General features: G+C 66.0%; 13 protein-coding genes. 6 read left to right on the forward strand and 7 right to left on the reverse strand.

Going from position 1 to position 13,010, the window contains the following annotated elements; genetic code table 11:
* Positions 1-8 precede the first annotated feature (8 nt).
* The 7 genes from IFU00_12580 to IFU00_12610 form a co-directional block, all read right to left on the reverse strand.
* Positions 9-785, reverse strand: a complete 777-nt coding sequence (locus IFU00_12580; GenBank protein MBD8543112.1) for a PEP-CTERM sorting domain-containing protein — start codon at positions 783-785, stop codon at positions 9-11.
* Between the two features lie 205 nt (positions 786-990).
* Positions 991-1,728, reverse strand: coding sequence for an SPOR domain-containing protein (locus tag IFU00_12585; GenBank protein ID MBD8543113.1), 738 nt, complete (start codon positions 1,726-1,728; stop codon positions 991-993).
* Positions 1,722-2,459: a type III pantothenate kinase gene (locus IFU00_12590; protein ID MBD8543114.1), complete on the reverse strand. Its 738-nt coding sequence runs from the start codon at positions 2,457-2,459 to the stop codon at positions 1,722-1,724. Before IFU00_12590 ends, IFU00_12585 begins: the two co-directional genes overlap by 7 nt.
* Entirely contained in the window at positions 2,456-3,244 is a 789-nt protein-coding gene (locus tag IFU00_12595; GenBank protein ID MBD8543115.1) for a biotin--[acetyl-CoA-carboxylase] ligase, read from the reverse strand. Before IFU00_12595 ends, IFU00_12590 begins: the two co-directional genes overlap by 4 nt.
* On the reverse strand, positions 3,241-4,026 hold the full coding sequence (locus IFU00_12600; protein ID MBD8543116.1) for an SDR family oxidoreductase: 786 nt from the start codon (positions 4,024-4,026) through the stop codon (positions 3,241-3,243). Before IFU00_12600 ends, IFU00_12595 begins: the two co-directional genes overlap by 4 nt.
* Positions 4,027-4,032: 6 nt before the next feature.
* Positions 4,033-4,713, reverse strand: coding sequence for an SPOR domain-containing protein (locus IFU00_12605; protein MBD8543117.1), 681 nt, complete (start codon positions 4,711-4,713; stop codon positions 4,033-4,035).
* A gap of 33 nt (positions 4,714-4,746) precedes the next feature.
* Positions 4,747-6,459, reverse strand: a complete 1,713-nt coding sequence (locus IFU00_12610) for an arginine--tRNA ligase (GenBank protein MBD8543118.1) — start codon at positions 6,457-6,459, stop codon at positions 4,747-4,749.
* A gap of 407 nt (positions 6,460-6,866) precedes the next feature.
* Here IFU00_12610 and rsmB point away from each other — a divergent pair, with 407 nt between their 5' ends.
* From rsmB to IFU00_12640, 6 genes are all read left to right on the forward strand, one after another.
* The gene (rsmB, locus tag IFU00_12615) at positions 6,867-8,258 is read left to right on the forward strand and encodes a 16S rRNA (cytosine(967)-C(5))-methyltransferase RsmB (GenBank protein MBD8543119.1); all 1,392 of its coding nucleotides are present in this window, start codon (positions 6,867-6,869) and stop codon (positions 8,256-8,258) included.
* A 43-nt stretch (positions 8,259-8,301) separates the two neighbouring features.
* A complete protein-coding gene (locus IFU00_12620) occupies positions 8,302-8,877 on the forward strand; it encodes a DUF4390 domain-containing protein (GenBank protein MBD8543120.1) in 576 nt (191 codons plus the stop codon).
* Entirely contained in the window at positions 8,867-11,182 is a 2,316-nt protein-coding gene (locus tag IFU00_12625) for a HAMP domain-containing protein (protein MBD8543121.1), read from the forward strand. The genes IFU00_12620 and IFU00_12625 overlap by 11 nt, the downstream gene beginning before the upstream one ends.
* Positions 11,183-11,378: 196 nt before the next feature.
* Positions 11,379-12,149 (forward strand): response regulator, encoded by a 771-nt coding sequence (locus IFU00_12630; GenBank protein ID MBD8543122.1) that lies wholly within the window; start codon positions 11,379-11,381, stop codon positions 12,147-12,149.
* A complete protein-coding gene (locus IFU00_12635; protein ID MBD8543123.1) occupies positions 12,149-12,598 on the forward strand; it encodes a GTPase in 450 nt (149 codons plus the stop codon). Before IFU00_12630 ends, IFU00_12635 begins: the two co-directional genes overlap by 1 nt.
* A 122-nt stretch (positions 12,599-12,720) precedes the next feature.
* Positions 12,721-12,978 (forward strand): DUF3567 domain-containing protein, encoded by a 258-nt coding sequence (locus IFU00_12640; protein ID MBD8543124.1) that lies wholly within the window; start codon positions 12,721-12,723, stop codon positions 12,976-12,978.
* Positions 12,979-13,010: the final 32 nt, after the last annotated feature.

The raw sequence follows: 13,010 nt of genomic DNA on the forward strand, positions 1-13,010 counted from the left end.
GAACTGTCTTATGCAGCCGCGCGCTTGCTGCGGCGACGCACGGCGCCCAGACCGGCCAGACCGGCGAGCGCCAGCAGGATGCTCGATGGCTCCGGCACTTCAGCGGCTGCCACGACTTCCGTGTAATCCAGCAGCAGCTGCGAGTTGGTCAGAATCAGGTCGCCCGCGACTTTCAGGTTCAGCGTCAACTGGTCGCTGCGCAGCAGTTCGTCGATGATCGACTGGTTCGAGATAATGCCGCTGATCGTGAAAGCGCCGGTGTAGTCGCGGGTGATGGTCGTGGTGTCGGTCCAGCTCTTCGTATAAAAGGCGTAGCAGTGGTGGTAGAAGCAACCCTTGCCTTCATACTTGGCATGAAGTGGGCTGGAGGTGGTCTTGCTCGATTCGGTCAGTGCAGTGCTGCCCGTGCCGAGAACGACGTCGCCGATCGACAGCGCAGCGCTTTCCTGCTGGCTCGTGCGTTCTACCGTCGCGTATTTTGTCAGATAACGTGCGAAGCTCACCGCGGTATGGGGCCGCCAGCCCGTCATGCTGCTGCCGGTAGAGACCGGGGCCGACGTCGTGAACATATCGTTTCCATCATCACGGAACGAGAACGAGTACGCCAGGCTGTTGACCGTGTAGTCGGTCGGCAGGAACGATTTGCCACTGAACACGGCGCTGTAATTGTTATTTGCCAGGTCGCTCGACGCGAACGCGCCGGTCATGGCGATTGGGGTGGCCAATGCTGCAGCGGAGATGGTGCACAGGGTGGTCAGCAAAGCGGTGGTGATCAGTTTTTTCATGGCAAGTTCGAAGTTTTAATTTAAGAAACAATAATTTGTATATAGCAATCATCATGCCAGCTCTACAACTCATTGATTATAAACAATCTTATTTTCTTAAAAAAAATTAGTGTAAAGAAATTCGACACTTTTTAGCGTCTGCGCACTACGCATGGACGAAAAAAAGCGCACCCGCAGGTGCGCCATCGATGGGCGGCAGTACGATTCAGCTGCAACGAGTGAGGGCAACGCCGCTGTAGTTGTCGGCAATGCCAGACAATCGGTCGTGCTCGGCAGCATCGATCTGGCGATACTGGTAGCCGGCGCGCGTCACTTGCGGTCCGCGCGGCATGATGCGCACGCCGCGCACGCCCTGGCGCTGCAGGTCGGCCACGAGCTTTTGCGCCGCACCGTCCGACTTGAACACGCCGAGCGAAATCCCATAGCGTAGTGGCGACGTGTCGTTCTGCATGATGAAGAAGTTGGTCACCCCGCGTTCCTTCAACTCGGCGACGCGGCGCTGGGCGCCTTCGCGGCCGCCGTTCGGTGGCAGATAGACGAGACGGCTCGTCACTTCCTGGAACGGTATCTCGATGCGCGACTGGCGCGGCGCCAGGCCAAGCCGTGCGACACGGGCCTCGAAGCGGCGCGCATCGGCCGTGCTGAACGGGCCGGCCTGCACGCAGGCGACCAGATCCCGAGCAACTGGCACTGGCACTGGTGCTGGCGCGGGCGCTGGCTCGGGCAGGGGCGCGGCCACCTCGGCTTGCGGCGCCGGTGCAGCGCTCGCCGCCGCCTGCCTGGCTTGCACCGGCGTGAGCTGCTGCATGCGTTCGGGCGAGAGTTGATTCTTCAGGCGCGCCGGCTCGCGCGCCGCATCGGCCGGCTGCCCAAGCAGGCCCTGGCCATACGCCAGCAATACCCCATTGGCGCCCAGCAGCACCCAGAACAAGAATTTCAGCACTGCATATCTCCCGTCGAGCCGGCGGCTGCTGCATGCAGGCCGACCAGTACGATGTTATCGACCACCTGGTGCCCAACCTTGAGGGCCGGCGCGATATGGGGTGCGGCGCCGCCCGAGATGATGCAGATGGCGCCACCCAGTCCGGCCACCGCACGCTCGATCGCGCCCGCCTGCGCCGAGAGCAGGCCGGACAGGATCGCATCATGCGTGTTGTCGCCAAACAGCGGCGGCAGTGCGCCCGCATCGACCTGCGGCAGTTGCGCCGTGTTGCGCGCCAGGCTCGCGGCCATCAAGGCCAGGCCGGGCAGGATCATGCCGCCGATGAAGCGGCCGTCGGCGCGTACCGCGTCGACCGTGGTTGCGGTGCCGCAGGTGGCCACGATCAGGTTTTGGCCGGGCACCAGTGCGCGCGCGCCGATGGCGGCGGCAAAGCGATCGCACCCGAGCCGCGCCGGCTCGCGGTAGCCGTTGGTGACGCCTGCGCGCTGCGGCGTGGACGCGAACCACTCGACCTGCGCATGCGCCGGCAGCAGGGCGGCGATGCGTGCGGCCAGCGCGGGACCCGCCACGTTCGAGACCAGCACGCGCGTGACGCCGGCCCAGTCGGACGCCAATGCATCCAGCCCGGCATGCGTTACTGCACCAGTGCCCGACCAGGCGCCAGGCGCCGCGCCGGCGTCTGCCAGCGCCCACTTGACGCGGGTATTGCCGGCATCGATCAGCAGCATCATGCTTTTACCCGCAGCGAGACGTCGCCGGCCATCACGGTGATGCGGCCTTCGGCCGTATCGAGCAGCAAGCGCCCGCTATCGTCGACACCGGCCGCGCGGCCTTCATGCAGCACGACACCGCCATCAAGCAGAACGACGGTCTCGCCCTGCCACGCATGGCGCAGGTTCCAGCGCGCGCTGAAGGCGGCAAACCCGCGCGCGGTAAATTCGCGCAGGCAGTCGGCCAGGCCATCCAGGAGCGCCGCCATCAACGCGTCACGGTCCATGCGCGCCAGCCATGGCATGCCGGCCGCGCTGCGGCCCAGCTGCGCTTCCATTGTGTCGGGCATCAACAGGTTCAGGCCAATGCCGATCACGCACCAGGTGCCGCCGCCAGGGGCGGACCAGGTGCCGCCGCCAGGGGCGGACTGGGTTTCGATCAGGATGCCGGCCAATTTGTCGCCATCCTTGAGGACATCGTTCGGCCACTTTAACTGCACCTGCTGGCCCAGCGTGCCAAGCGTGTCGGCCAGCGCCACGCCCACCGCCAGCGGCAGGCCAAGCAGTGCCTGTGGCCCGCCGTCGAAGCGCCAGGCCAGCGAAAACGTCAGCGAGCCTTCGGGCGACGACAGCCAGCTGCGCCCGGCGCGCCCGCGGCCGGCGCTTTGGTGTTCGGCCACCAGCAGCAGCGGGGCGGCAAGTGTGTCGGCGCGCGCGAGCAGGTCGGCGTTGGTCGACCCGGTCTGCGCCACGACTTCAACGGCGACGCCTGCGCGCGACAGGGCGGCGATGGCGGCGGCGTTCATGGTTGCTCCCGGCGCGGCTTGGTCGGCGCGCGCGCAAAGAGACGATCAAAGAGGGCGTTGGGCATCAGGCGCAGCAGCTTGGCGACGACGCCCATCTGCCACGGCAGCACGCGGTAACTGTCGCCGCGCGCAATCGCGGCGACAGCCCGCGTGGCAAAGCGTTCGGGGGGCATCAAAAAGGGCATGGGAAAGCGGTTGGCACGGGTCATGGGGGTATCGATGTAGCCGGGCGCGATGGTCACCACGCGAATGTTCGACGGCCGCAGTTCCACGCGCAGCGCTTCGCAATAGCTGTGCAGCGCGGCCTTGCTGGCGCAGTAGGCGCCGGCGCCGCGCATACCGCGAATGCCGGCCACGCTGCCGATGCCGACCAGGCGGCATGGGCTCGACTGGGTTTTCATGGGGGCGATGAACGGCGCGAACGTCGCCACCGTGGCATTCACATTGGTGGCGAAGACGGCGTCGAACACGGCCAGGTCGTCGGCCTGTTCGGTCAGCGTGCCCTGCGAGATGCCGGCGCAGGCGATGACGATGTCGGCGCCGCCGTTTACGGCGATGAAATCCTGCGCTGCAGCGGCGAGGGCCGCGCGATCGAGCACGTCGACTGCATATACCTGGTGGCGCGATGAATCAGGGAGCGATTGACGCAGTTGGTCGAGCGCGTCGCGCCGCCGGCCGAGCAGGCCCAGTGTCGCGCCGCGCGCGGCATATTCGCGCGCCAGCGCGGCGCCGATGCCGCTCGAGGCGCCGGTGATGAAGACGCGCTTCGCCGGCAGCGACATGCCGGATCAGCGCTGGTTGCGCACGATGGCGACGTCGATGCCGCTGTCGAGCAGTTTGGCGCGTGCGCGGTTGACGGCTTCGACCTGCGTGAACGGGCCAACGCGCACACGGTGCAGCACGCCGCTGTCGGTCGTGCGGTCGGTGATCGCGGCCTCGAAGCCCAGCAGGGCCAGCTTGGCGCGGGTGTTTTCGGCGTCCGACATTTCACGGAATGCACCCGCTTGCAGGTAATAAATGTAGCCGTCGGTGACGGCGGCTGCCGCCGGCGCTGCGGCGACCGTGTTGACGGGTGCCTGCGATGGCGCCGGCGTCGGCGCGCGGCGCGGTGCCTGCATGCCGGCGATCGCGGCGCCCAGTGGATCGGCGTCTGCGGGCGCTGCAGCTGGCGCGGCAGGTGCGGCCGGCACTGCCGGTGCGGCAGCTGGTGCACTCGGTGCCGGCTTGGGCGTCTCGCGCACCGGTGTGCGGGTACCGTACAGCGGCTTGTTCGGGTCGTTGGCCTGGCTCGGCTCGAGGTCGGCCGGGCGCCCCATCTTGTTGGAGCGGTCGGTGAAGGGCGAGGCACCCTTGGTGATCACGAGTGCGACCGCCACTGCGATGCCCAACCCGATGATCAGGCCGATGATGATGCCCGTCAGGGTGCTGCCGCGCTGGCGGAGGGGCGAGAAGGATCGAATGGCGGTCATGACGCTTTCTGGTTGGGCAGTGGGATGCAGTGATTACATTTTGTCCGGCGCCGACACGCCGATCAGCGCGAGGCCGTTGCGCAGCACCTGGCGCGTGGCCGCGGCCAGCGCGAGGCGGGCCAGCTTGAGCGGCTCGTCGTCGTCCAGCAGCCACTTGTGCGCGAAGTAGTAGCTGTGCAGGTCGCCGGCCAGTTCGCGCAGGTAGAACGCCACCTGGTGCGGGCCCAGTTCGGCCAAGGCGCGCTCGAGCACTTCAGGGTACGACGCCAGCTTGGCCAGCAGTTCGAATTCCTTCGGCGAGGTAAGCGGCGACAGGTCGACGCCGGCGAGCGAAGCGACATCGCCGCCCCAGTTGGCCAGCGCCGAACAGATGCGCGCGTGGGCGTACTGGACGTAGTACACCGGGTTCTCGTCGCTCGTTTCGAGCGCGACGTTCACGTCGAACACAAACTCGGTGTCGGCCTTGCGCGAGATGAGGAAGAAGCGCACGGCGTCGCGGCCACGCGTGACGTCACCTGCGCCCGACCAGTCGATCAGGTCGCGCACGGTGACGTACGAACCGGCGCGCTTGGAAATCTTGACCTCTTCGCCGTCCTTCATCACGGTGACCATCTTGTGCAGCACGTAGTCGGGATAGCCTTGCGGGATCCCGATGTCCACGGCCTGCAGGCCGGCGCGCACGCGCGCGATTGTGCCGTGGTGGTCGCTGCCCTGGATATTGATCGCCTGGTCGAAGCCGCGGCGGAATTTCTGGATGTGGTACGCGACGTCCGGCACGAAGTACGTATAAGTGCCGTCGGACTTGCGCATCACGCGGTCCTTGTCGTCGCCGTAGTCGGTGGTCTTGAGCCACAGCGCGCCGCCGTCTTCATAGGTCTTGCCCGAGTCGACCAGCGTCTTGACGGCGGTGTCGACCTTGCCGTCGGCGTACAGCGACGACTCGAGGTAGTAGTTGTCGAACTTGACGCCAAAGGCCTGCAGATCCTGGTCCTGCTCGTTGCGCAGGTAGGTGACGGCGAAGCGGCGGATCGATTCGAGGTCGTCGACGTCGCCGCTGGCGGTGGCCGGTTCGCCATCGCTGGCCGAAACGGTTTTTTTGGCCAGGAAGTCGGCGGCGATTTCGGCGATGTAGTCGCCGTTGTAGGCCGATTCGGGCCATTCGGCGTCGCCGGGCTTGAAGCCACGCGCGCGCGCCTGTACCGAGTTGGCCAGCGTGGCGATCTGCACGCCCGCGTCGTTGTAATAGAACTCGCGCGTGACGTCATGGCCCTGCGACAGGAACAGCGAGGCCATCGCATCGCCCAGCGCGGCCTGGCGGCCATGGCCGACGTGCAGCGGGCCAGTCGGGTTGGCCGAGACGAATTCGATGATCACGTGGTGGCCGGCGCCGCTGGTGCCGCTGCCGAATGCCGCGCCCTGTTCGAGCACGCTGCGCGCGACCGATTGCTTGGCGCTGGCCGCCACGCGCAGGTTGATGAAGCCGGGGCCTGCGATGTCGGCCGCATCGATCAGGCCTGTTGCGCCAGGTTCGGCCAGCAGTGCGGCGACCAGGCGCGTGGCCAGTTCGCGCGGATTGGTTTTGAGTGGCTTGGCCAGCTGCATGGCGATATTGCAGGCGATGTCGCCGTGCGATGGATCGCGCGGCCGTTCGAGCACCACGTTCGGGGTGAGATCGGTACCGGCAACGATCGGCGCGAGGGCGGCCTGGAACAGGGCAACGATTTGTTGTTTTTGTTGGGCGAGCATGGGAATGGTCGAAAATGTAATGAGGCGGCGCCTGGAGGTCAGGCAAACAGTGCACATTATACTAGCTTGACGGGCCGCTTTGGCGGGCTGCGGCGCCAGTGGCCAGTGTGGCACCCACCATCAGGATAACCACATCGGCCACTATATTAAGCGTCTTCAAAGGCATAACCGTTACAATGGGAGCCCATTTTCGCAACATTTTATTCGCCATGACTGACAAGCGTCCAACGCTCTCCCTGAAACCCAAGGCCAAGCCGGCGTCCGACCGGCGCGGCGCCGGCGCAGCAGGCCGCAAGCCGGCCCAGGCCGCCGAGCGCGCGCAACCACGCGCACAGGGACAAGGGCAGGGCAGTCAGGCACAAGGCGAACGGGCACCGGCCCAGCCGGCAGCGCCGTCCGGTTATCAGTTGAAGCACCATGTCGTGCGCGCGCCGCGTGAAGAGCCGCGCCTGCGCGCCAGTCATGAAGTGAAGGTGGCGCCGCAGCGCGACTACAAGCCCGACCTGAAATCCGACTCGCTGGCGCTGGCGCTGTTGGGCGCAGCCAGCGCCGTCGCCCGCGTGCAGGGCGGCATGGCGCTGCCGCAGGCGCTGTCGATCGTGTTCGGCGCCTACGACGTCACGCCGCAAACGCGCGGCGCGATCCAGGACATCGCCTACCGCACGATGCGCCAGCTGGGCCGCAGCGAAACGCTGCTGGGCCTGATGACGAGCAAGGCGCCCGAGCCGCCGATGCTGGGCGCGCTGCTGTGCGCGGCGCTGTCGCTGCTCGACCCGCCCGAGGGCACCCCGGCGCCGTACGAAGCGTTCACCGTGGTCGACCAGGCCGTCACCGGCGCGGCGGCGCATCCCGATTTTGCGCATGCCAAGGCGATGGTCAATGCGGTGCTGCGCCGCTTCCTGCGCGAGCGTGAATCGCTCGTCGACGAAGCGCTGCGCACGCCGCTGGCGCGCTGGAATTATCCGCAGTGGTGGATCGACACGGCGCGCGCCGCCTACCCGCGTGACTGGGAAGCCGTGCTTGCCGCGGGCAACGCACATCCGCCACTGACGCTGCGCGTGAACCGCCGCCGGCAGGATGTCGCGGCCTACCTGCAGTCGCTGCAGGATGCGGGCCTGGACGCCGAACAGGTCGGCCCGTACGCGGTGCGCCTGGCGCAGGCGATCAATGTGAGTCAGATTCCCGGCTTTGCCGAAGGCGTGGTGTCGGTGCAGGATGCCGGGGCCCAGCTGGCCGCGCCGCTGCTCGACCTGCAGGACGGCATGCGCGTGCTCGACGCGTGCGCAGCGCCCGGCGGCAAGAGCGGTCATATCCTCGAGACCGCGGATGTCGAACTCACCGCCGTCGACACCGATGCGCTGCGCCTCGGTCGCGTGGGCGACAACCTCGGCCGCCTGGGCCTGGCCGCGCAGCTCGTCACGGCCGATGCCGGCGCAATGGACTGGTGGGATGGCCGTCAATTCGACCGCATCCTGGCCGACGTGCCGTGCACGGCGTCGGGCATCGTGCGCCGCCACCCGGATATCCGGTGGTTGCGCCGCAAGTCGGATACATCCCAACTTGCAACACTTTCCGCCAAAATACTCGACAACCTTTGGCAGATGCTGCTGCCGAATGGTAAATTGCTATTCGTGACATGTTCGCTCTGGCCCCAGGAATCGGAGGCGCAGGCGGCTGCCTTCGCGGCCCGCCACGACGCGGTCCGCCTCGATGCGCCGGGCCAACTGCTGCCCGTCGGTGGCGCCGGACAGGATCATGACGGTTTGTTCTACGCCCTGTTCCAGAAGAAAGCGGCGTGAAGTTCTTTTCACTACGCGCATTATTTAAGGCCCCGGCTCCCCCGTGACGTTACGATTTTTCCGCCTTCTCGCCTGTCAGTTGCTGCTGGCGATCGCGTGCGTTGCCATGGGCACGCCGGCGCAGGCGGCCGACGACATCGAAATCACCCGCGCAACCATCGAAGCGAGCGACGATGGCTACCGCCTCAACACGGCCTACAACTTCGAGCTGAACCACGGCCTGAAGGACGCGATCCAGCATGGGGTTCAGCTGCACTTCACGACCGAGATCGAACTCACGCGCCCGCGCTGGTACTGGCGTGACGAAAAGGCCGTCTCATTAAAACGCACCATCCGCATTTCGTACGACGTGCTCACGCGCCAGTATTACGTGGTCGTGGTGGGCTCGTTTCAGGAGCGCTTCCAGACCTTTGAAGACGCGATGTTCATGATCCGGCGCCCGACGCGCTGGCTGATCGCGCCCAAGGGCGCGCTCAAGACCGGCGAAGTCTATGAAGTTTCGCTGCGCATGTTCATGGACCGCGAGTACCTGCAAAAGCCGTTGCAGGTCAATGCCTTCAACGACTCGGACTGGCGCCTGACCTCCAGCCGCAAGACGTTCACCTACCGTGCGGAGTGAAGTGATCAGCGGTGGGGTGCGCTACGCGCTGATCGTTGGCGGCGCCATCGTCTCGATCCTGCTGTTCCTGCTGGCTGGCGCATCCGACAATTCCGGCTTCTTCGGCCGCTACTACAGCTGGCTCCTGGGTCTGACCGCCGCGATGGCGTTCCTGCTCCTGATCGTCGTGGTCGTGGCGCTGGGGCGCCTGTATTCCCGCTACAAGGCCGGCAAGTTCGGCTCGCGCCTCATGGCCCGGCTGGTGCTGCTGTTTGCCGGCATCGGCATCCTGCCTGGTCTCGTGATCTTCATCGTGTCGGTGCAGTTCGTGTCGCACTCCATTGACTCGTGGTTCGACGTCAAGATCGAATCGGCCATCGAATCGGGCCTGAACCTGGGCCGCGCCGCGCTCGACGAATCGCTGTCCGAACTGGGCGCCACCGCGCAGACTGCCGCCGCCACGCTGGCAGGGCAGAGCGACATGACCGCGCAACCCGTGCTGGCGCGCCTGCTGCATGACACCAGCGGTCTGCAAAGCGTGATGCTGGTCGACGCCAACGGCGCCGTGCTGTCGGCTGCTACCGAAGACCGCGGCGCCAATCTGGCGGCCGATGCACCCAATGAACGCATGCTGCGCAGCGCCGGGATGCCGGGCGGGTATGCCCAGGCCGAGGGCGGTGTCGGCCCAGCCGATGCGGGCGACGAGGCCACAGACGGCGCCTCGAATGCGCTCGACGCCGTGACCGGCCTGCGTCTGCGCGTGGTGATGGCCGTGCCCGAACCGCCCGGCGTGCAGCAGCGCTACCTGCAACTGCTGCAGGCGGTGCCGGTCGGCCTGGCATCGAACGCCGAGGTGCTGCGCTCGGCCTCCACCGAATACCGGCTGCGCCTCGAAGCGCGCACGGGCCTGCGCAAGATGTACATCGTGACCTTGACTCTGACGCTGCTGCTGGCGATCTTCGGGGCGATCGGCAGTGCCTTCCTCATCGCCGGCAATCTGGCGCAGCCACTGCTGGTGCTGGCCGAAGGCACGCAGGCGGTGGCCGAGGGCGACCTGTCGCCGCGCCCGATCGTCGAGACCAACGATGAATTGGGCACCTTGACCCGATCGTTCAATGCGATGACGGGCCAGCTGTTCGAGGCCAGGAGCGCCGTGGAGCGCAACCGCGCCGCGCTGCAAAGCGCCAAGGCCCACCTGGAATCGGTGCTGGCCAATATGTCGGCCGGCGTGATCGTGCTCGATGCCGAAGGCGTGGTGGTCAACTCGAACGATGCGGCATACCGCATCCTGCAGGTGGAGCCGGGCGCGATGGCCGGGCCGCTGAACCGCATCGCCGGCCTCGAACATTTTTCGAACACGGTCACGCGCTCGTTCTCGGCGCAAAGCGCGCACGTGGCGGCCGAGCGCCGCAAGCGCGCACACTGGCAGCAGCAGATCGAGATCCCGCGCGACGCCCAGCGTAAGACCGGCGCGGCCGACGAACAGGAGCACGACATCGTGCTGCTGGCGCGCGGCTCGCGCCTGCCGGTGGGTGCCGACAGCGGCTTCATCGTCGTGTTCGACGATATCTCGGACGTGATCACGGCGCAGCGCTCGGTGGCCTGGGGCGAAGTGGCGCGCCGCCTGGCGCACGAAATCAAGAACCCGCTCACGCCGATCCAGCTGGCGGCCGAGCGCATGCAGATGAAGCTGGCCGAACACCTGCCGCAAGCGCAGGCAGACCTGCTCCAGCGTGGTACGACCACGATCGTCAACCAGGTCGATGCGATGAAGCGCATGGTCGACGACTTCCGCGACTATGCACGCACGCCGCCGGCGATGCTCGACCAGCTCGACCTGAATGGCCTGATCGCCGAGATCCTCAGCCTGTACCTGGCCGACGATGGCAGCGACATCATTCATGCGAACCTCGCGCCGGACCTGCCGCGCGTGATGGGTGACGCGACCCAGCTGCGCCAAGTGATCCACAACCTGGTGCAAAACGCGCAGGATGCGCTGGTCGAGCGCGGACCGGACGCACCGGCGCCACGCGTGGACATCACGACCGAGGCGATCCAGTACACGGGCGCCGGCGGCCTGGCCGGCACTGCGGTGCGACTGGCGATCGTGGACAATGGGCCCGGTTTCGCGCCCCGCATCCTGGCGCGCGCGTTCGAGCCATACGTGACGACCAAGGCGCGCGGCACGGGGCTTGGCCTCCCGATGGTCAAGAAAATCATCGATGAACACGGTGGCCGGATCGATGTCGGAAACCGCAGCGATGGAACTGGCGCAGCAGTGTCGATTTTGCTGTTAAAGTTAGCTCCCGAAGCAAGCTTGGCTTAAGGACAACTGAACAAGCGGCTGCGTGTTGCCCTGCCAATCGCACCGCCTGGCAGTGCATTGCGCCGTGTTTGTCAGTACAGTGCGTTTTTCCGGCCGATCGTGGCTCCGCTCGTAATGGTTTTTCGAACTCCCCTTCAGTGCAAAAAACTTATAAAATTGCACACACGTCGGGTAGAAGATCAGGAAGGTAGAAGAGATGGCGAACATACTGGTAGTTGACGATGAAATGGGGATCCGGGAGCTGCTCTCCGAGATTCTCGGTGACGAAGGTCATGCCATCACCCTGGCCGAGAACGCGCAGCAAGCGCGTGAGGCGCGCGCGGCCGGCGCCCCGGATCTCGTGCTGCTCGATATCTGGATGCCTGACACCGATGGCGTCACGCTGCTCAAGGAATGGCAGCGCGACGGCCTGTTGACCATGCCGGTCATCATGATGTCGGGTCACGCGACCATCGACACCGCAGTCGAAGCAACGCGCATCGGCGCGCTGAACTTCCTCGAGAAACCAATCGCACTGCAAAAGCTGCTCAAGGCCGTGCAGCAGGGCCTGAGCCGCGCGCAGGAAGTCGCGCGTGCGCCGATGGCGCCACCGCGGCCGATTGCACCGAGCGTGCCGAGCATGGCGCTCGACGGCGGTGGCGCGGCATCCGCATCGACCTCGCCATCGGCGCCGATGTTCGCGTCGGCCAATACGCAGCCGGGCGCCGGCGCGGCCCTTGGCAACGGCGCGCGCATGGTGCATGCGATGTCGCAGGGCGAGGGCACCGGCTACACGCTGTCGTTCGACCTGCCGCTGCGCGAAGCACGCGATGCGTTCGAGCGCATGTACTTCGAGCACCACCTGGGCCGTGAAGGCGGCAGCATGACGCGCGTGGCCGAAAAGACGGGCCTGGAGCGCACCCACTTGTACCGCAAGCTCAAGCAGCTGGGCGTCGAGCCGGGCAAGCTGGCCAAGAAAGGGGGCTGATGGCCCGCGCGGCCACCAGTCTCGTTACCGGTTCGACGGCGGCGGCGCGCGAAGCGGCTATTGCGGCGCTGTTGGCCATGCCATTCGATGCAGCGTTTGCATCTTCAGCGTCCGTCAGCAGCCTCGCTGCTGACGGAGCGACCTCTCCCGCAAGCCGCCTGCCGGTGCCCGCCATCCCGTTCGACGCTGTCATTCTCGAAGGCCTGGGCGTGGCGGCCACGCCGCTCGAAACCGGTCCCGGCCTGCACGTCATGCGCATCGCCCCGGGCTGCCTGTGCTGCGACGGCAATCTGGTTTTGCGTGTAACATTGAATCGTCTGCTGCGCCAACGCCCTCGGCGCCTGTTCATCGGTCTGGCGAGCAGCGAACACCTTGATCAGTTGCGATCGTGGCTTGCAGCACCGCCATACGATCAGCTGTTGGCCCTGGAACCGACCGTGCACGCCTGAGTTTTACGGGTGCGTTCACTTGAAATCCAGCTGGCCAGCCCCACCTCTTTATCGAAGTGAACAGCCTGCCATTCGCCGCCATCCGGCAGGTTGGCACCAACTTTCTGATCGAAGGAGTCAACATGAACATGATCTATAACAGTGAACAGTACAGCGTCGTCGAATTCGGCGTCGACCGTGAACTCGAAGCACTGCGCTTTGGTGGCTTCGAGATCGTCGACAAGGCCGGCCGGCGCGAAGCGTTCATCGGCGGCCGACTCGCGCAATCGTTCCGACGCGATGTCAACAACCTGATCGCCAGCGAACCGACGATGGAAGAAATCGACGAGTTCCTGGGCGAGTACGATACCTTGATGAGCCAACCAGTGGTGCTGCATTAAGCCGGTGTCGAAGTACCTGCCGCGCCATTGCC

The organism is Oxalobacteraceae sp. CFBP 8761, from assembly GCA_014841595.1.
GTDB lineage: Bacteria > Pseudomonadota > Gammaproteobacteria > Burkholderiales > Burkholderiaceae_D > Telluria.

Excerpts from the sequence above, each read along its gene's own strand:
- IFU00_12580 (MBD8543112.1), bottom strand. The coding sequence starts at position 785 with ATGAAAAAACTGATCACCACCGCTTTGCTGACCACCCTGTGCACCATC.
- IFU00_12590 (MBD8543114.1), bottom strand. The coding sequence starts at position 2,459 with ATGATGCTGCTGATCGATGCCGGCAATACCCGCGTCAAGTGGGCGCTG.
- IFU00_12595 (MBD8543115.1), bottom strand. The coding sequence starts at position 3,244 with ATGAACGCCGCCGCCATCGCCGCCCTGTCGCGCGCAGGCGTCGCCGTT.
- IFU00_12600 (MBD8543116.1), bottom strand. The coding sequence starts at position 4,026 with ATGTCGCTGCCGGCGAAGCGCGTCTTCATCACCGGCGCCTCGAGCGGC.
- IFU00_12605 (MBD8543117.1), bottom strand. The coding sequence starts at position 4,713 with ATGACCGCCATTCGATCCTTCTCGCCCCTCCGCCAGCGCGGCAGCACC.
- IFU00_12610 (MBD8543118.1), bottom strand. The coding sequence starts at position 6,459 with ATGCTCGCCCAACAAAAACAACAAATCGTTGCCCTGTTCCAGGCCGCC.
- IFU00_12630 (MBD8543122.1), top strand. The coding sequence starts at position 11,379 with ATGGCGAACATACTGGTAGTTGACGATGAAATGGGGATCCGGGAGCTG.
- IFU00_12635 (MBD8543123.1), top strand. The coding sequence starts at position 12,149 with ATGGCCCGCGCGGCCACCAGTCTCGTTACCGGTTCGACGGCGGCGGCG.
- IFU00_12640 (MBD8543124.1), top strand. The coding sequence starts at position 12,721 with ATGAACATGATCTATAACAGTGAACAGTACAGCGTCGTCGAATTCGGC.